15 protein-coding genes are annotated in these 16,936 nt (G+C 69.1%); 4 read left to right on the top strand and 11 right to left on the bottom strand.

Going from position 1 to position 16,936, the window contains the following annotated elements; translation table 11 throughout:
* The first annotated feature begins 12 nt into the window (after window positions 1-12).
* Window positions 13-699 carry a transaldolase family protein gene (locus IFSED24_RS07475; RefSeq protein ID WP_491334591.1) on the top strand — a complete coding sequence of 229 codons (687 nt, stop codon included), beginning with the start codon at window positions 13-15 and terminating at the stop codon, window positions 697-699.
* Window positions 700-702: 3 nt separating this feature from the next.
* Here the strand turns inward: IFSED24_RS07475 and IFSED24_RS07480 are convergent, their stop codons facing one another.
* A complete protein-coding gene (locus IFSED24_RS07480) occupies window positions 703-2,007 on the bottom strand; it encodes a pyridoxal phosphate-dependent aminotransferase (RefSeq protein ID WP_491334592.1) in 1,305 nt (434 codons plus the stop codon).
* Between the two features lie 111 nt (window positions 2,008-2,118).
* On the opposite strand from IFSED24_RS07480, the gene IFSED24_RS07485 reads away from it, so the two are divergent.
* Entirely contained in the window at window positions 2,119-2,853 is a 735-nt protein-coding gene (locus tag IFSED24_RS07485; RefSeq protein ID WP_491334593.1) for a PP-loop family protein, read from the top strand.
* On the opposite strand, the gene IFSED24_RS07490 is transcribed toward IFSED24_RS07485, so the two are convergent.
* Window positions 2,850-3,287 carry a secondary thiamine-phosphate synthase enzyme YjbQ gene (locus IFSED24_RS07490; protein ID WP_491334594.1) on the bottom strand — a complete coding sequence of 146 codons (438 nt, stop codon included), beginning with the start codon at window positions 3,285-3,287 and terminating at the stop codon, window positions 2,850-2,852. The genes IFSED24_RS07485 and IFSED24_RS07490 overlap by 4 nt on opposite strands.
* An 89-nt stretch (window positions 3,288-3,376) precedes the next feature.
* Here IFSED24_RS07490 and IFSED24_RS07495 point away from each other — a divergent pair, with 89 nt between their 5' ends.
* On the top strand, window positions 3,377-4,270 hold the full coding sequence (locus tag IFSED24_RS07495; RefSeq protein WP_491334595.1) for a metallophosphoesterase: 894 nt from the start codon (window positions 3,377-3,379) through the stop codon (window positions 4,268-4,270).
* Here IFSED24_RS07495 and IFSED24_RS07500 read toward each other — a convergent pair.
* The 9 genes from IFSED24_RS07500 to IFSED24_RS07540 all read right to left on the bottom strand — a co-directional run bounded on the left by IFSED24_RS07500 (window position 4,254) and on the right by IFSED24_RS07540 (window position 15,522).
* A complete protein-coding gene (locus IFSED24_RS07500) occupies window positions 4,254-5,495 on the bottom strand; it encodes a fibronectin type III domain-containing protein (protein WP_491334596.1) in 1,242 nt (413 codons plus the stop codon). The two genes, IFSED24_RS07495 and IFSED24_RS07500, sit on opposite strands and share 17 nt — an antisense overlap.
* 79 nt (window positions 5,496-5,574) lie before the next feature.
* Complete coding sequence (locus tag IFSED24_RS07505) at window positions 5,575-6,621, bottom strand: hypothetical protein (protein ID WP_491334597.1); 1,047 nt, start codon at window positions 6,619-6,621, stop codon at window positions 5,575-5,577.
* Between the two features lie 168 nt (window positions 6,622-6,789).
* A complete protein-coding gene (locus IFSED24_RS07510) occupies window positions 6,790-7,812 on the bottom strand; it encodes a hypothetical protein (protein ID WP_491334598.1) in 1,023 nt (340 codons plus the stop codon).
* A gap of 49 nt (window positions 7,813-7,861) precedes the next feature.
* The gene (locus tag IFSED24_RS07515; RefSeq protein ID WP_491334599.1) at window positions 7,862-8,890 is read right to left on the bottom strand and encodes a hypothetical protein; all 1,029 of its coding nucleotides are present in this window, start codon (window positions 8,888-8,890) and stop codon (window positions 7,862-7,864) included.
* A 53-nt stretch (window positions 8,891-8,943) separates the two neighbouring features.
* Entirely contained in the window at window positions 8,944-9,963 is a 1,020-nt protein-coding gene (locus IFSED24_RS07520) for a hypothetical protein (RefSeq protein ID WP_491334600.1), read from the bottom strand.
* A 20-nt stretch (window positions 9,964-9,983) separates the two neighbouring features.
* Window positions 9,984-11,000, bottom strand: a complete 1,017-nt coding sequence (locus IFSED24_RS07525) for a hypothetical protein (protein ID WP_491334601.1) — start codon at window positions 10,998-11,000, stop codon at window positions 9,984-9,986.
* 89 nt (window positions 11,001-11,089) lie between these two features.
* Window positions 11,090-13,444: a trans-4-hydroxy-L-proline dehydratase gene (hypD, locus tag IFSED24_RS07530; RefSeq protein ID WP_491334602.1), complete on the bottom strand. Its 2,355-nt coding sequence runs from the start codon at window positions 13,442-13,444 to the stop codon at window positions 11,090-11,092.
* 2 nt (window positions 13,445-13,446) lie between these two features.
* Entirely contained in the window at window positions 13,447-14,340 is an 894-nt protein-coding gene (locus IFSED24_RS07535; protein WP_491334603.1) for a glycyl-radical enzyme activating protein, read from the bottom strand.
* 114 nt (window positions 14,341-14,454) lie between these two features.
* Window positions 14,455-15,522, bottom strand: coding sequence for a PPC domain-containing protein (locus IFSED24_RS07540; RefSeq protein WP_491334604.1), 1,068 nt, complete (start codon window positions 15,520-15,522; stop codon window positions 14,455-14,457).
* Window positions 15,523-15,781: 259 nt separating this feature from the next.
* Here IFSED24_RS07540 and IFSED24_RS07545 point away from each other — a divergent pair, with 259 nt between their 5' ends.
* Window positions 15,782-16,891: a DegT/DnrJ/EryC1/StrS family aminotransferase gene (locus IFSED24_RS07545; protein ID WP_491334605.1), complete on the top strand. Its 1,110-nt coding sequence runs from the start codon at window positions 15,782-15,784 to the stop codon at window positions 16,889-16,891.
* Window positions 16,892-16,936 lie beyond the last annotated feature (45 nt).

Below are 16,936 nucleotides of genomic sequence, written 5' to 3' on the forward strand. Positions count from 1 at the left end.
CTGGAGGTTCCCATGTCCCCGCGCCCGCTCCGCTTCTTCCTCGACAGCGCCGACCCCGCGCACTGGGAACGCTGGCTGCCCCTGGGCGTCTTCCACGGCGTGACCACCAATCCCCTGCTGCTCGAGCGCGCTGGCCAGGACTGCACCCCGGAGAACCTGGCCCGGCTCGGCGACCGCGCCTTCGCCCTCGGCGCGCGCGAGATCCACCTGCAGGCCTGGGGCGAGGGCGAGGACTCGCTGGTGACCTGCGGGCGTCTGCTGGCCGGCCTGGCCCCCCAGGTGGCGGTGAAGCTGCCCGCCACCGAACCGGGGCTGCGGGCCGCGCGGCGGCTGGTGGCCGAGGAGCTGTCCGTCACCGTGACCGCGGTGTACAACGCCGGCCAGGTGCTCGCCGCCGCGGCGCTGGGCGCCGCCTACGCCGCCCCCTACGTCGGGCGCCTCGACGACCTGGGCCGTGACGGCACCGCCGAGGTGATCGCCATGCAGGAGATGCTGCAGAACACGGCCGCCGCCACGCGGCTGCTGGCGGCGAGCCTGCGCTCGTGGGACAAGGTGGTGGAACTGGCCTACGAGGGGCTCGACACCTTCACCTTCGCGCCGACCGTGGCCGAGGGCATGGTCGACGATCCCGACACCGAGGATGCGGCCGAGGCCTTCGAGGCGGCAGCACGGGCCATGGGCGCCAGCGACCAGGGCTAGACTTTACAGCTGGCGGTACCGGTCGAGCAGCTCGGCGAGCAGGTGCGGCACCAGGCGCATGTTCCCCGGGGTTTCGATGTAGGCGATGCGCATCTGGGTGCGGCCGGGATTGGGCACGCCGGCCGGCAGGCTGTAGAAGCCGGCCATGGGCGCGGTCAGCAGGGTCAGGTGCTGGCCCTCGAGCAGGACGCGGCCCTCGCGGGCGCACCAGATCACGAACTGGAGTGCATCGAAGTCAGGGTTCACCAGGTTGCGCACGTCGACCACCGAGTAGATGCTCGCGTCGGGACTCGAGACGATGATGCCGGGCAGGAGGCGGCGCGTGGTCTCGGTCAATTCCACCAGCATGCCGCGGTAATACTCGCGCTGCTGCGCGAACCACGTCTGGAGCTTGGCGTGGCTCTCGTGGGCCAGCGCCCCGAAGATCCACTGCCCGATGTGGTTGCTGCAGAGACCCGCGGTGTTCTCGGCCACGGCGCGCGCGTGCAGCTCGGCGCTGTCGGTGACCAGCGCGCCGATGCGCAGTCCGCAGGCGTTCCAGACCTTGCTGCTGGTCTCGATGCTGATCCGGCGACCGGTGATGCCGGGCACCTCGTCCTCGGTCAGCCCCCACACGCTGACGGTCTCGGCGCCGGTGTAGTAGAGCTCGCGGTAGGCCTCATCGCTGATCAGCCACAGGCCGTGCTTGACGCAGAGGCGCGCCAGGCCGGCGAGCTGGGTCTGCGAATAGAGCTGGCCCGTGGGGTTGTCGTACGGGATGACCACCAGGGCGCCGGGCTGGTGCTCGACGATGACGCGCTCGATCTCGGCGAGGTCGGGCAGCGCGAACTTGCCGTCGTCGTCGAGGGTGCGGGTGATCGACACGGTGGCGCGGCCCAGCCGCTCGGCGAAACTCTTGTAGTTGGTGTAGGCCGCGTCGATGAGCAGCAGGGGCCGCTCCTTGCTGCCGGCCGGACCGCAGCAGCCGGTCACCACCAGCTCCATGGCCTGGCTGCCGCCGTCGGTGATCTGGCTCTTCAGGCCCGTGGTGTCGAGGCCGCTGGCGGCGATGATGTTCAGGAACGCCTCGTTGGTCTCGAGCAGGCCCACGGTGGCCGTGTACTTGACCACGCCCTCGGCGAAGGGGCTGCCCGTCTGGCCGGCCTTGCGCAGGCGGTCGATCATGGCCGGGTGCATGGGCAGCGACACGTTGCCGATGGCCACGTTGATGGCGTCCGTCCGATCGCTCCGCTTGGCGAACTCGATCTGGGCGAGGCGGATCACGCTGGGCGTGCGGCCGGCGAAGTGGGCGGAGAGCTTGGGATCCATGCGTCGACGCTCCTGTGACCGGTGGCTGGGGTGGCTCCAGTCTGAAAGTTGGTCATCATCCGGGATAGGCGCAAGCTTGTCCCGGCGCGGGCGAAGCTGCAGATTGGGACCATGAGCGGGACCGACCTCGACAGGAAGCTGCACTGGCTGGGCAAGCGCCTGGCGCGCGCCCAGCGCGAGTTCGGCTTGTTCGACCCGGACGACCGCGTGCTGGTGGCGCTGTCGGGCGGCAAGGACAGCCTGGCGCTGCTGCACGCCCTGCCCTTGTGGGCGCGGTCGGCCGGGCTGCGGCTGGAACTGGCGGCGGTGCACGTGGCCACCGCGGGCGGGCCGGACCGCCGCGAAGAACTGGCGGCGCTGGCCGCGGCCGCCTCGCTGCCGCTGCACCTGACCTCCTTCGCGCCGGATCCCGCCGGGCCCGGCCCCCGAGGACGCCTCACCCACCCCTGCTTCCGCTGCGGGCGGCTGCGGCGCGAGGCGCTCTTGCGGTTCGCGGTCGACGGCGGCTGGACCAAGGTGGCGCTGGGGCATCACCTGGACGACGACGCCGAGACCGTCCTCATGAACCTGCTGCACCAGGGGCGCGTCCAGGGGCTGGCGCCGCGGCGTCCGTACTTCGGCGACCGGGTGGCCATCGTCCGGCCGCTGATCATGGCCACCGAGGCCGAGCTGGCGGCGGTGGCCCGGCTGCTCGCCGTACCCCTGGCCACCTGCACCTGCCCCGACGGCCGCCCCGAGCCACCCGATTCGGCGCGGCAGCGGATGAAAGCGCTGCTGGCCGGCCTGGGACGCGAGGCGCTCACCGCCAAGCGGCACCTCCAGCGCGTGGGCCAGCAGGGCGGCTAATCCGGCTGGGCGGGCCCGCCCTCCCCGACCACCTGCACGAACACCTTGCGCCGGCGCGGTTCGTTGTCGTGGTCGAGGACCACGATCTGCTGCCAGGTGCCCAGGACCAGCTCGCCGCGATGCACGGGCACCGCGATGTCCGGTCCCATGAACGAGGCGCGCAGATGGCTGAAGCCGTTGTCGTCGCCCCAGGTCTGGCTATGGTGCGAGTGCATGCGGCGGGACCAGAGCTTCTCCAGCGCCTCCTCCATGTCGCGCACCAGGGCGGGCTCGTACTCGATGGTGGTGATCGACGCGGTGGAGCCCACGGCGAAGACATGGACCACCCCTTCGGTGACCCCCGCGCGGTGGACGATGTCGCGCACGTCCCCCGTGAGGTCGTGGATGTCGCTGAATCCCCGGGTCTCGCGTTCAAGGAACTCGCCGTGGATCATGGCCCACCTCCCACTGACGGACGACCGCGCATGATGTACCTTTCCCCCTGGCCCATGATAGCGACAAACCCGTCCCGGAGGAACCCGCCTTGCGCCGACACCTGATCGTGCTCCTCTTGCTACTGGCCGTCGCCGCCGGCGCCAGCGAACCCCCCACCCGCCTGCCCGCGGTCCCGCGCTTGGTGGCCATGGCCGACTGGCATGGCGACCTGGACGCCGCCCGCCGGGCGCTGCGCCTGGCCGGCGCCATCGACCAGGACGACCACTGGATCGGCGGCGAGCTGGTGGTGGTGCAGACCGGCGATCAGCTCGACCGCGGCGACCAGGAGCGCGCCATCCTCGACCTCCTCGACCGCCTCGCCCGGGAGGCCGCCGCCGCCGGCGGCGCGGTCCACGCGCTGCTGGGCAACCACGAGCTGATGAACGTGGCCGGGGACTTCCGCTACGTCACCGAGGGCGGCTGGCGCGACTTCGCCGACATCGCCGTGGACCCCGCCGACACCGCGCTCCAGGCCCTGCCGCCCGAGCAGCGTCCCCGCGCCGCGGCCTTCGCCCCCGGCGGCCCCTACGCGCTGCGTCTGAGCGGCTCCAGCGTGGCCCTGATCATCGGCCGCGACCTCTTCGTCCACGGCGGCCTCCTGCCCGCCCACCTGGAGTACGGCCTCGAGCGCCTGAACCGCGACACCCGTGCCTGGCTCCGCGGCGACGGCCCGGAGCCCGAGATCTACCAGGCCAGGGACGACCCGGTCTGGGCCCGCCACTACTCCGACGAACCCGACGCCGAGGACTGCGCCCTCCTCGCCCAGGTCCTGGCCGCCCTCGACTGCGACCGCATGTTCGTGGGCCACACCGTCCAGGAGGATGGGATCACCGCGTACTGCCACCAGCAGGTCTGGTGTCTGGACAGCGGAGCCGCCGTGTACTACGGCAGCTCCGTGCAGGTGGTCGAGATCACCGCGGCGGGAGTCAAGGTGCTGTGGTGAAGCTCCAGGGGCCGAGCGGGCAGGTGAAGCCGTCCACGTCCAGAGCGGTCACGCGCCAGTAGTAGGTGGTGCCGGGGCTGAGGCCCAGGCCCGCCAGGTCGAGCGAGGTGGCGGGGCCGGTGTAGACCGGGTTGGTGGGCTGGACCGCGGTGTCCAGGCACACCAGGTAGTTTACCACCATGTCGGCGCCCTCGGTCACGTTCCAGCTCAGGGTGCCCGTGGTCGCCACCTGGGTCGACCCGTCCGCGGGCGACGGCGTCAGCGCCACGTCGAACTCGCGGATCGCCAGCGACCAGGGGCCGCACTGGAAGGTGTGGCCATCGCCGTCGAAGGCGGTGACCGCCCACCAGTAGGTGCGACCGTAGCGCAGGTCGGTGAGGGTCACCGAGTTCTCGGTGCCGGCATAGACCATGGTCGTCGGCTGCGGATCCTCGTCGAGGAAGACCACCCAGTTCTCCACCGGCGCGGTGGCCATGATCTGGTCCCAGGCCAGGGCGACCACGCGGTCCAGTTCGCTGCTGCTGTCGGCGGGCGTGGGCGCAAGGTCCACCAGGAACGCCGGTGGGCCGGTGGTGAAGCGCCACGGGCCCGAGGTGTCGGTGTTGTCGGCGGCGTCCACGGCGGTCACGCGCCAGAAGTACTCGGTCTCGTACGCGAGCTCGGTCATCCGGAAGCTGCTGTCGGCGCCGGCGTAGGCCAGGTGCTGCGGCGGGTTCACGGTGTCGACGTAGGCCAGGTAGTAGCGCGGCGTGTCGCTGGCGCTGGCCACCGTCCACGACATCACCGGATCGATCTCCAGGTTCAGGGTCAGGTTCTCGGGCTCGGGCAGCACGCGGCAGCGGAACGGCCGCACCGCGAAGGACCACGGCCCGAAGAGCCACTCCCGCCCGGTGCTGTCGGTGGCGGCCACCTGCCAGAAGTAGGTCTGGCCCTCCATGAGGTCGCCCAGGGTGCAGGCGGTGTCGGTGCCGGCGTAGACCTGGATCAGCGGCGGGTTGGTGGTGTCGGCGAAGACCTTGAAGCTGTCGGTCCAGGCCACTTCGCGGGTCAGCGACCAGCGCAGCTCCTGGGGCACCCCCATGTCCACGCTGCCGCTGAGCGGGTAGGGTGTGGCCTCGGGCACCGGTTCGGGATCCACCGGATCCTCGATGTCGCAACCCACGCCGATCAGGATCATCGCCAGCAGGGGTCCCAGGACCCACCACGCGCGCCTCGTCTGGTTCACGTCCGACCTCGCCAGGAAAAACGCCGGAAAGCAGGGCTCTTTCCGGCGTTATCGGCCAGGTTGCTGGCGAGTTGAGGATCTAGCGGAAGAGGTCCTTCACGCCGGTCCAGGTGTGGTTCTGCACCGCCACCACCTCGGGGATGTAGAGCACGTACTCGTACTCCAGCGGCGTGGCATGGCCGTCGGGAGGCGAGAAGGCGACCGCCCCCGCCCAGAACCAGACCTCGGCACCCGGCTCGCCGGTGATGATCATGGTGTCCGGGTCGAAGTTCCCCACCTCGACGGACTGGATCACCCCCACCGAGCCACAATCCTGAGGGCCGAGTTCGAAGAGGTAGGTGGGGTAGTAGGCCTCGCCGGTGATCTCGAGGGTGCCCGAGGCCGGCAGGATCAGGGTGAACCAGTCGGTGTCGCGGAAATTGCCGCCGTCGGGGCCGAAGTACCAGCCGCCGTGGCCGCAGAAGAGGTCGGCCTGCAGCGGCTGGAAGGGGGCGTAGCCCAGCTCGCCGAGGCTGTTGCAGCCGCCGTTGTAGGCGTCGAGGTAGCCGTCGTGAAGCTCGGGCTCACCCTCGGGGACGGCGTCCCCGGGGCACTCCGTGACGTCGTAGTAGTAGACGTCGATGGCCAGCTGGTAGACGCCGTGGTCGCCGCCGTAGCCGTCGATGACGAGGTAGACCTGCTCTCCCGGCAGGGGCACCTCGAGGCCATAGATGAGCGAGGTGTAGTCCGAGTAGTAGTCGTCGTTGCACGCCAGCAGGTTGAACTCGCTGTCGTAGGCGTAGACCTTGGTATCGTACGACGAGCCGTAGAGGTCGATGGCGTAGAAGACCGAGCCGCCCTCGGCGGTGAAGGTGTAGACCACGTCGGGCGAGGTGGAGCCTTCGTACGGGCAGGCCTCGTCGTAGTCGTCGGTGTAGCCGGTGGTGGTGCCGGTGCCCTGGTAGGGCGGGTAGCCCAGGTCCACCGCGTCGGCGAAGGTGTCGCCGCCCTGGCGCAGCAGGACGGGATCGGCGGGGGCCGGCGCGACCGTGCGGTCCGGCTTGGCCGGCGCCCGGCTCCCCAGATCGAAGGCCAGCGCGGGCACCGCCAGGATCAGGATCAGGACGATGACGACGGGACGTTGCATGATCGTGCCTCCTCTTGCTCGAGGAACCGCGTCTTCTCCATGAGCGGTGGGACCGAGGACGCCGGACTTGCCGACGCCTCGGTCCCCGGCTGGCGAGGGAGGACGGGGCCGGCAGGGATCAGGATCGTGATCGCGACTGCTGACCGGCCCATGGCCCGTGCTCCCTGGCTAGCGGAACAGCCCCTTCACCTCGCTCCAGCTGTGGTCCTCCACGGCCACGGGCAGGTTCAGGCTGAGAACGTAGTCGAACTCCAGCGGGCTCGTGCCGTCGGGAGCCTCGAACACCGTGGGACCGGCCCACACCCAGGCCACGCTGCCGGCGTCGCCGTAGATGACCAGCGAGTTCTCGGCGCACGGTCCGACCTCGACGTTCTGGAGCACGCCCACGTCATTACAGTCCTGGGGTCCCAGCTCGAAGAGGTACAGCGCATACTCGGCATCGCCGATGATCTCGAGCACGCCGCCGGCGGGGATGGTCACGGTGAACCAGTCGGTGTCGCGGTACTGGGCGCCGTCGGCGCTCAGATACCAGCCGCTCACGCCGCAGAACTCGGGCGCCGTGATGGGCTGGAGGTAGAGCTGGTCGCCGCCGCAGCCACTGTTGTAAGCATCGACATAGCCCTCCACCAGCGCCGGCTCGCCCTCGAGCTGCGCGCCGAGCGGGCAATCGAGCTCGCAAGGCATGAAGGCCTCGACCGCCAGCTGGTACTCGCCGGAAGCGCCACCGTAGCCGTCGATGACCAGGTAATAGCTGGCGCCGCCCAGCAGGTCGACCTGCTCGAGCTTCGAGGTGTAGTCCGAATAGTAGTCGTCGTTACAGGCGATCAGGTTGAGATCCGCATCGTAGAGGTAGGTCTTGGTGTCGTACGCCGACCCGAAGAGGTCCACGTCCACCACCATGTCCGTCCCGGGCGTCAGCAGGTAGACGACGTCGGGGCTGGTGCTGCCCGAGTAGGGGCAGACCTCGTCGTAATCGTTGGTGTAGCCGGTGGTCACGCCGCTGCCGGTATAGGGAATGGCGATGGCCACCGCGTCGGCGACGGTGTCGCCGCCCTGGCGCAGGAGGTCGGGATCCGCCGGCGGCGGCGTGGTCTGACGGGCGGGCTTGATCGGAGCCTGGCTGCCGAGGTCGAAGGCCAGGGCCGGCAAGGCCAGGAGCAGGATAAATAGAAGTGATAGCATCAGGCGCATGGTGTCTACCTTTCGGTTGGTGTCAACTAGAGGGCTCTCGAAATGCTCGTCAATCGGCGAACAGCGCCTTGACGCTGCTCCAGCTGTGGTCCTCCACGGCCACGGGCAGGTTCAGGTGCAGGACGTAGTCGAATTCCAGCGGGCTGGTCCCGTCGGGAGCCGCGAACGTCGTCGGGCCGGCCCACACCCAGACGTCGCTGCCCGCCTCGCCGTAGATCACCAGCGAATTCTCGCTGCAGGGTCCGACGATGACGTCCTGCAGCACGCCCACGTCGTTGCAGTCCGTGGGCCCCAGTTCGAAGATGTACAGCTCATACTCGGCGTCGCCGGTGATCTCGAGCACGCCGTCGGCGGGGATAGTCACCACGAACCAGTCGGTGTCGCGGAAATTGCCGCCGCCGCTGAGGTACCAGCCGCTCTTGCCGCAGAACTCGGGATCGTTGATCTGCTGGAAGGGATTCCCGAACTCGGGGCTGCCGCAGCCACCGTTGTGGGCGTCGACGTAGCCCTCCACCAGCTCGGGCTCGCCCTCGAGCTGGGCGCCGAGCGGGCAATCGAGTTCGCAGGGCACGAAGGCCTCCACGGCCAGCTGGTACTCGCCGGCGTCGCCGCCGTAGCCGTCGATGACCAGGTAGTAGCTCGCCCCGCCCAGCAGGTCGACCTGCTCGAGCTTCGACGTGTAGTCCGAGTAGAAATCGTCGTTGCAGGCGACGAGGTTCAGGTCAACATCGTAGAGGTAGGTCTTGGTGTCGTAGGCCGACCCGAAGAGGTCAACATCCACTGTCATGTTCGTCTCGGGGGTCAGCAGGTAGACCACGTCGGGGCTGGTGCTGCCCGAGTAGGGGCAGACCTCGTCGTAATCATTGGTGTAGCCGGAGGTCACGCCGCTGCCGGCGTACGGGATGGCGATGGCCACCGCGTCGGCGACGGTGTCGCCGCCCTGGCGCAGGAGGTCGGGATCCGCCGGCGGCGGCGTGCTGTGACGTTCGGGTTTGACCGGAGCCTGGTTGCCGAGGTCGAAGGCCAGGGCCGGCACGGCCAGGAGCAGGATCAAAAGAAGTGATAGCCTCGGACGCATGGTGTCTGCCTTTCGGTTGGTGTCAACTAGGGGGCTCTCGATTCTTTCGTCAGTCAACGGAACAGCGCCTTGACGCTGCTCCAGCTATGGTCCTGCACCGCCACCGGCAGGTTGAGCTGCAGGACGTAATCGAACTCGTAGGGATAGGTGCCGTCGGGCGAATCGAAGGTGCTGGCGCCGGTCCAGAACCAGACCTCGCTGCCGGCCTCGCCGTAGATCGTCATCGTCCCCGGCGTGCACGGCCCGACCTGGACGTTCTGGAGCACGCCCACCGAACCGCAGTCCTGGGGACCCAGCTCGAACATGTAAAGCGGCCGCTCGGAGTCGCCGGTGATCTCGAGCACCCCGTCGGCGGGGATGGTGATCAGGAACCAGTCGGTGTCGCGGGCGTTGCCGCCTGAGCTGAGGTACCAGCCGCCGACGCCGCAGAACTCCGGCGCCGAGATGGACTGCCAGTAGAGCCCGGGTCCGCCGCAGCCGCTGTTCCAGTGGTCCTCGTAATCGTTCACCAGCGGCGGCTCGCCCTCGAGCTGGGCGCCGGCCGGACAATCGAGCACGCACTCTTCGGCGGTGTCGATGGCCAGCTGGTACGCGCCGAAATCGCCGCCGTAACCGTCGATGACCAGGTAGTACTGAGCGCCGCCGACCAGCGCCACGGCCTCGAGGAACGAGGTGTAGTCCGGATGGTAGTCGTCGTTGCAGGCGACCAGGTTCAGCTCGGCGTCGTAGAGGTAGGTCTTGGTGTCGTAGGACGACCCCAGCAGGTCGACGTTCACCAGCATGTCCATGTCGGGCGACAGCAGGTAGACCACGTCGGGGCTGGTGCTGCCCGAGTAGGGGCAGACCTCGTCGTAGTCGTTGGTATAGCCGGCCGTGGAGCCGGCGCCGGTGTAAGGCATGGCGATGGCCACCGCGTCGGCGATGGTGTCGCCGCCCTGGCGCTGGAGGGCCGGATCGGCCGCGGGCGGTGTGCTCTGATGCTGGGGCTTGGCCGGCGCCTGGGCCCCCAGATCGAAGGCCAGGGTGGGCGCCGCCACCACCAGCAGGAGCATGGTCGTGATCAAGTACCGCATGGCTGTCCTCTCGGTCACGGTCAACGGAACAGCGCCTTGACGCTGCTCCAGCTATGATCTTCGACGGCGACGACCTCGGCGTAGAACACGTAGGGGAACTCGTACTCGACCGAGCCGCAGGGATGGTCCTCGGACTGCGGCAGGACCCGGATCCAGACCTCTTCTCCAGGCTGGTTCATGGCCGCGAGCTCGGTGGGGATGCAGGGCCCCGCGGTGTAGCTGGCGAGCTCGGTCATCTCGACGCAGTCGCTGGGCTCGTAGATGGTGATGATGATGGGCCAGTCCGCGTCAGCGGTCACCTGGACCGCGCCGCCGGCGGGGCAGGTGAAACTGAACCAGTCGGTGTCGCGGCGCAGGTCGCCCGCGGCATCGTGGTACCAGCCGGTGGTCGCGCAGAGATTCGGAGCGGGCAGCTCCTGAACCGGAGCGTAGCCCAGGGCGTCCAGCGAGTCGCAACCCCCGTTATACCCGTCGACGTGGCCGTCCTCCAGCGGCGGCTCGCCCTCCTGGGGACTGCCGGGCGGACAGGCGATCAGGCAGTTGTCCCACTCCCAGATCCCCACCTCGTAATCGCCATGGGCGCCGCCGTAACCATCGACGACCACGTAGTACTGCTGGCCCCCCTCGACCGGGACGTTCTCCAGCTTCGAGGTGTAGTCGGGATAGAAGTCGTCGTTGCAGGCGACCAGGTTCAGCTCGGCGTCGTAGACGTAGACCTTGGTGTCGTAGGACGAACCGAAGAGGTCGATGATCAGGGACATGTCGTAGGGCGCGGTGAACGTGTAGACCACGTCGGGGGACGCAGACCCCGAGTAGGGACAGATCTCGTCGTAATCGTTGGTATACCCCGCGGTGGTGCCCTCCCCGCAATAGGGCAGTTCGACCACGACGGCGTCGGCGAGGGTGTCGCCGCCCTGGCGCACGACCGCGGGGTCGGCGGGTGGCGGCGTGGTGGCGGACCAGGGCTTCTCGGCGGCGTGGCTGGAGAGTACGACCAGGGCCAGCAGCAGGCAGCAGAAGATGAGGACGCGGACCATGGTTCTCCCTCCACGACGAGCGGCCCCCGAACGACAACGGAGTATCATTGTACCATGTGCGAGAAGGATTTGGAACGCGATTCGGAGAATCAGACCTCGTCCTGGGCGGTCCGGGCGATGATCTCCTCCTGCAGTTCCGCGCCAATGTCGCAGAAGTAGTCGCTGTAGCCCGCCACGCGCACGATGAGGTCCCGATGCTCCTCGGGGCATTCCCGCGCCCGCCGCAGCGTCGCCGCGTCCACCACGTTGAACTGGACATGGTGGCCGCCCAGGCGGAAGTAGGTGCGGATCAGGCGCGCCAGCTTCTCCAGCCCCTCGTCGCCGGCGAGCACCCCGGGCAGGAACTTCATGTTGAGCAGGGTGCCGCCGGTGCGGGCGTGGTCCATCTTGCCGCAGCTGTTGACCACCGCGGTGGGCCCGTGGGTGTCGGCGCCCTGGACCGGGGAGATGCCCTCGCTCAGCGGCCGGCCGGCGCGGCGGCCATCGGCGGTGGCGCCGCAGACCTTGCCGAAATAGATGTGGCACGTGGTCGGCAGCATGTCCACGTAGTAGCGGCCGCCCCGGCTGTTGGGCAGGCCCTCGATGGCCGCGAGCACCAGGTCGAAGACCCGGCGCATGTGTCGGTCGGCGCGGTCGTCGTCGTTGCCCCAGCGCGGCGTGCGGTTCCAGAGCGTCTGGCGCAGGGGCTCCTGATCGGCGAAGTCGGCGTCCAGCGCGGCGAGCAGGTCGGGCAGCGCCACCTGGCCGGACTCGAAGACGTGGTGCGCCAGCGCCGAGAGGCTGTCGGTGATGGTGCCGATGCCCACGGCCTGGATGTAGCTCGTGTTGTAGCGCGCGCCGCCGGCGTTGTAGTCGCGGCCGGTCGTGATGCAGTCGTCGATGAGCACCGAGAGGAACACCGCCGGCATCCGGGCGGCGTAGAGCTGCTCGATGACCTGGTTGCCGCGATGCTTGACCGCCACCACGTGCCGCAGCTGCGCCGCGAACGCCGTCAGGACCTCCTCCAGGCTCGCGAAGGCCGCCGCCGGGCCGGTACGCGGACCGAGTTGCTTGCCGGTGCGCGGATCGCGGCCGTCGTGGAGCGCCAGTTCGAGGATCTTCACCAGGTTCAGATACCCGGTGAGGATGTAGGCCTCCTTGCCGAAGGCGCCGGTCTCCACGCAGCCGCTGGAGCCGCCGTCGCGGGCGTCCTCCAGCCGCTTGCCCTGGCGGATGAGCTGGGCGATCACCGAGTCGGCGTTGAACACCGACGGGTAGCCGTGGCCCCGGCGGATCACCCGGCAGGCAGACTTCAGGAAGCGGTCGCTGGTCAGGCGCGAGAGCTGGATGTTGCCCTGCGGCTGCAGCAAGTGCACCTCGTCCATGACCTCGAGCGCCAGGTAGCTCAGCTCGTTCACCGCGTCCGACCCGTCGGCCAGCACGCCGCCCAGGTTGACGTTGGTGAAGTCGTTGTAGGTGCTCGACTCCTGGGCCGTGACCCCCACCTTGGGCGGCGCCGGATGGTGGTCGAACTTGATCCAGAAGCAGCCCAGCAGCTCCTTGGCCCGGTCACGATCGAGGCGGCCGGCCGCCAGGTCGGCGTCGAAGAACGGCTGGAGGTGGCGGTCCAGGTGGCCGGGGTTCATGGCGTCCCAGCCGTTGAGCTCGGTGATGGTGGCCAGGTGCATGAACCAGTAGGTCTGCAGCGCCTCGTGGAACGTGCGCGGGGCGTGACGCGGGACGTGGCGGCAGACCGCAGCGATGCGGCGCAGCTCGTCGGCGCGCTCGGGCTCGGCGGTGCGGGCCAGTTCGTCGGCGAGGTCGGCGTGGCGTTCGGCGAAGAGGATCACCGCGTCGCAGCTCAGGCGCATGGCGGTGAGCTGGTCGTGGCGGGCGGTGTACTGCGGGTCGACCGGATCGAGCGCCGCCAGCGCGGCGTCGATGTCGGCCTGGAATGCGACGAGGCCGCGCCGGTAGAACTTGCCGTCGAGGGTGGTGTGGCCGGGGGCGCGCTGCTCCATGAACTCGGTGAAGAGGCCGGCCTCGTAGCAGTCGCGCCACGGGTCGGTCATGCGGGCGAGGATCTGTTCGCGCATGGTGCGCCCCCGCCAGAAGGGGATCACGTCCTCGGCGTAGACGCGGCGGCACTCGTCGCTCACCCGGTAGGGGTTCTGGGCGCGCGTGTCGAGGACCGTCAGGTCCTCCAGGCTGTGGCAGGTGAGCTCGGGATAGGTGGCGACCGCCTTGGGCCGCGGGCCGCGCTCGCCCACGATCAGCTCGCCGTCGCCGATCCAGAGGGTCTTGCGCGCGCAGAGCTCGTGGAACGCCCGGGCGCGCAGGATGGGCAGCGGCAGCCGGCCCAGGTGCTCGCGGTAGACGTCGGTGACGATGGCCGCCCGCTCGTGGTCGAGGGACACCGGGGTCTCGAAGCTCTCCTGGCGCAGGCGCGCGACGCGGTCGTTCACGGTCAGCCTCCGAGGTGCACGTCCAGGTCCAGGCCGCGGAGCAGGGCAGCCAGACGGTCGAGGTGCGCGGTGGTCGGCGCGCTCAGGGCGAGTACGCCGTCCTCCAGGTTGAAGCGACGGTGCTTGGCGCCGCCCGTCGCGTGGTAGGGCAAGAGATGGATGCGGCGTAGACCCAGATCGCGGGCCAGCCGGCCGGTCTGCTCGATCACCGCAGGCTGGTCGTTGACGCCCGCGATGAGCGGCACCCGCAGCCACACGTTACGACCGGCGCGAGCGAGACGCTCCAGGTTGGCCAGGATCAGCGCGTTGTCCACCCCGGTGAGATCCTGGTGGGCCGCGGCGTCGGGATGCTTGAGGTCGAAGAGCCAGAGGTCGGCCAGCCGGGCCACGGCTTCGACCACTGCGGCGTCGGCGTGGCCGGTGGTGTCGACGGCGGTGGGCAGCTCGCGCGCGCGGCAGCCGTAAAGGAGCGCCAGCAGGAAGTCGGGCTGGGCCAGCGGCTCGCCGCCGGAGAAGGTCACGCCGCCGCCGCTCTCCTCGAAATGCAGGCGGTCGCGCTCGAGCCGGGCCAACAGATCCGCCGCCGTCACCTCGCGACCCGACAGCTCGCGGGCTCCGGTGGGGCAGACGGCCACGCACCGGCCGCATTGCCGGCAGACCGCCGGCCAGGGCGCGGCCGGCTCGGGCCCGATCTCCTGCGGGCAGGCCGCGGTGCAGGCGGCGCAGGCCAGGCAGAGGTCCTCCCGGAACGCGGGCACCGGGGTCTCGGCACGCGATTCGGGGTTGTGGCACCAGGCACACGCCAGCGGACAGCCCTGCAGGAAGACGGTGGTCCGGATGCCGGGACCGTCGTGGACCGAGTAGCGCTTGAGATCGAAGATCAGGCCCGTGGGCAAAGGTATTCCTCCGGAAAGCCGGCTCCGCCAGGAAGGTGCCCTGAGCGCCGGAAATGCGCAAGGACCCGGTGGGCCCGGGTCCTCGCGTCGTGCGGAGTCGGGGTCAGCGGCGCCTCACCGGTAGAGCGACTTCACCTCGCTCCAAGAATGCGACTCGGCGCGCACCGGTCCCGGTTCGAGACCGCTGATCCACAGCAGGTAGTCGTACTCGAGCGGCGGATCTTCGCCGCCGGGCGGCTCGAAGGTGGACGCTCCCACCCAGATCCAGACCAGCTCGCCGGGCTCGCCGTAGATGGTCAGGGTGCCGGGCTGGCACGGACCGACCAGGACGGTGGCCACCGGGCTCACGGCAGCGCAATCGGTTGGCGCGAGATGGAAGACGTAGGTGCCCTCCTCGGCATCGGCAACGATCTCCAGCATTCCGTCCGCACCGAGAGTGGCTTCGAACCAGTCGGCATCACGGTATTGTCCACCATTGAACAGGTACCAGCCGCTCTTGCCCGCGAAGGTCAGGTTGCCGCCCTCGTCGCCGGGCAGCGTCTGCCAGTTCCAGTAGACCTCGCAGCCCTCCTGGGTCTGGCAGCCGTTGTTGTAGCAGTCCCAGGCGTCGTTCTCCAGCGGCGGCTCGCCCTCGAGATAGGCGTCCGCGGGTACCTCGAGCTCGCATTCGAGAACCGTATGGACATCCATCACGTACGTGCCCGAAGCCCCGCCATAACCGTCGATGACGATGTAGTAGACCCCGCCCGCAGGCAGGTCGACCTCGAGGTAGGACGTGTAGTCCGCGTGATAGTCGTCGTTGCAGCCCAAGAGATTACCGTCCGCGTCGTAGACATAGACCTTGGTGTCGTAGTCCGAACCGAAGAGGTCGATCCCGACTGGGAGATCCAGCTCGGGCGCGAGGCTGTACACCACGTCGGGGCTCGTGCTGCCACTGTAGGGGCAGACCTCGTCGTAGTCGTTGGTGTAGCCCGCGGTGGTGCCGGTCTCGTACGCCGGGAAGGCGATGGGCACGGCATCGGCGATGGTGTCGCCTCCCTGGCGCCAGACCGCGGGATCGGCCGGCGGCGGGGTCGCCGAACTGGCCGGTTTGTCCGGGACCAGCCGGGCGAACGGCAGATCGGCGGCCAGGGTGACCGTCCCCAGGCCCAGGATGACCAGGGCGATGACGAATCTGGTCATGGACTCCCTCCTTTCGTGTCCGCGCCACGGATCTGGCCTGTCCATGATACCACGCCGGTAACCGACAAGTGGCTGATTATCGCCATTTTGCACGCTCTTCATTCTCTTGCTGACAAAAAAATAACAATGAGTTATCATTGTTCGATAACCACGGCTGGACGCCGCTTCCCTGAGCGACGATCCTTGCCCTCCAGTTCCGGATCAGGGGGCCGATAGACACAGAGAGATCCGCTCACCCGAACCGCTCCGAGGTTGCCCCATGCGCGTGCCCTTCGTCGACCTGAAGACCCAGTACCAGACCATCAAGCCGGAGATCGACCAGGCGCTCGCCGACGTCATCGGCGACTGCGCGTTCATCGGCGGCAAGCACGCCGCGCGCTTCGAGGAGGCGTTCGCCGCCTACATCGGCCGCCGGCACTGCATCGGCCTGGCCAACGGCACCGACGCGCTCTTCGTGGCCATGAAGGGCCTCGGCCTGGGCCCCGGCGACGAGGTCATCACCGCCGCCAACACCTTCATCGCCACCGCCGAGGCCATCAGCCTGACCGGCGCGGTCCCGCGCTTCGTGGACAACGATCCGGCGTACTACAACATCGACGTCGACCAGCTCGAGGCCGCCATCACGCCGCGGACCAGGGCCATCGCGCCGGTCCACCTCTACGGCCAGCCCTGCGCCATCGACCGCGTCGTGGAGATCGCGCGCCAGCACGACCTGAAGGTGATCGAGGACACGGCCCAGGCCCACGGCGCTGTGTGGCAGGGCCGGAACGCCGGCACCTGGGGCGACGCCGCGTGCTTCAGCTTCTACCCCGGCAAGAACCTGGGCGCCTACGGCGACGCCGGCGCCGTGCTCACCGACCACGACGACCTGCAGGCCTTCATGAGCAGCTACTGCAACCACGGCCGCCACGACCACCTCATGCACGGCATGGTGGGCATCAACAGCCGCCTCGACGGCTTCCAGGCCGCCGTGCTCGCGGTGAAGCTGCGCCACCTGGAGGCCTGGACCGAGGCCCGCATCGCGGCCGCCGCCCGCCTCAACGAGGGCCTGGCCGACGTCTGCGCGGTGCCCCGGACCCACCCCGACGCCCGCCACGTGTTCCACCTCTACGTGATCCGTGTGGCGAACCGCGACGAAGTGCGCCAGCACCTGCAGGAGGCCGGCATCGCCACCGGCGTGCACTACCTCAAGGCGCTGCCCTTCGTGGCCGCCTACCAGGACCTGGGCGGCGCGCCCGACCAGTTCCCGATCGCGCACAAGTACCAGGACGAGATCATGAGCCTGCCCATGCACGGCGACCTCACCGACGATCAGATCGCGCTGGTCATCGACGAGGTGCGGAAGGTGGCGCGGATGCCCGAGGATTGAGTCTGCCCCGAAGGGCTGGTTTGCAAGAAACGGCCGGGAACCCGC

The sequence above is a fragment of the Candidatus Latescibacter sp. IFSED24 genome (assembly GCF_058273205.1).

Coding starts and splice junctions, on each gene's coding strand:
- IFSED24_RS07475 (WP_491334591.1), top strand. CDS start 13: ATGTCCCCGCGCCCGCTCCGCTTCTTCCTCGACAGCGCCGACCCCGCG.
- IFSED24_RS07480 (WP_491334592.1), bottom strand. CDS start 2,007: ATGGATCCCAAGCTCTCCGCCCACTTCGCCGGCCGCACGCCCAGCGTG.
- IFSED24_RS07485 (WP_491334593.1), top strand. CDS start 2,119: ATGAGCGGGACCGACCTCGACAGGAAGCTGCACTGGCTGGGCAAGCGC.
- IFSED24_RS07490 (WP_491334594.1), bottom strand. CDS start 3,287: ATGATCCACGGCGAGTTCCTTGAACGCGAGACCCGGGGATTCAGCGAC.
- IFSED24_RS07505 (WP_491334597.1), bottom strand. CDS start 6,621: ATGCAACGTCCCGTCGTCATCGTCCTGATCCTGATCCTGGCGGTGCCC.
- IFSED24_RS07510 (WP_491334598.1), bottom strand. CDS start 7,812: ATGCGCCTGATGCTATCACTTCTATTTATCCTGCTCCTGGCCTTGCCG.
- IFSED24_RS07515 (WP_491334599.1), bottom strand. CDS start 8,890: ATGCGTCCGAGGCTATCACTTCTTTTGATCCTGCTCCTGGCCGTGCCG.
- IFSED24_RS07520 (WP_491334600.1), bottom strand. CDS start 9,963: ATGCGGTACTTGATCACGACCATGCTCCTGCTGGTGGTGGCGGCGCCC.
- IFSED24_RS07525 (WP_491334601.1), bottom strand. CDS start 11,000: ATGGTCCGCGTCCTCATCTTCTGCTGCCTGCTGCTGGCCCTGGTCGTA.
- IFSED24_RS07540 (WP_491334604.1), bottom strand. CDS start 15,522: ATGACCAGATTCGTCATCGCCCTGGTCATCCTGGGCCTGGGGACGGTC.
- IFSED24_RS07545 (WP_491334605.1), top strand. CDS start 15,782: ATGCGCGTGCCCTTCGTCGACCTGAAGACCCAGTACCAGACCATCAAG.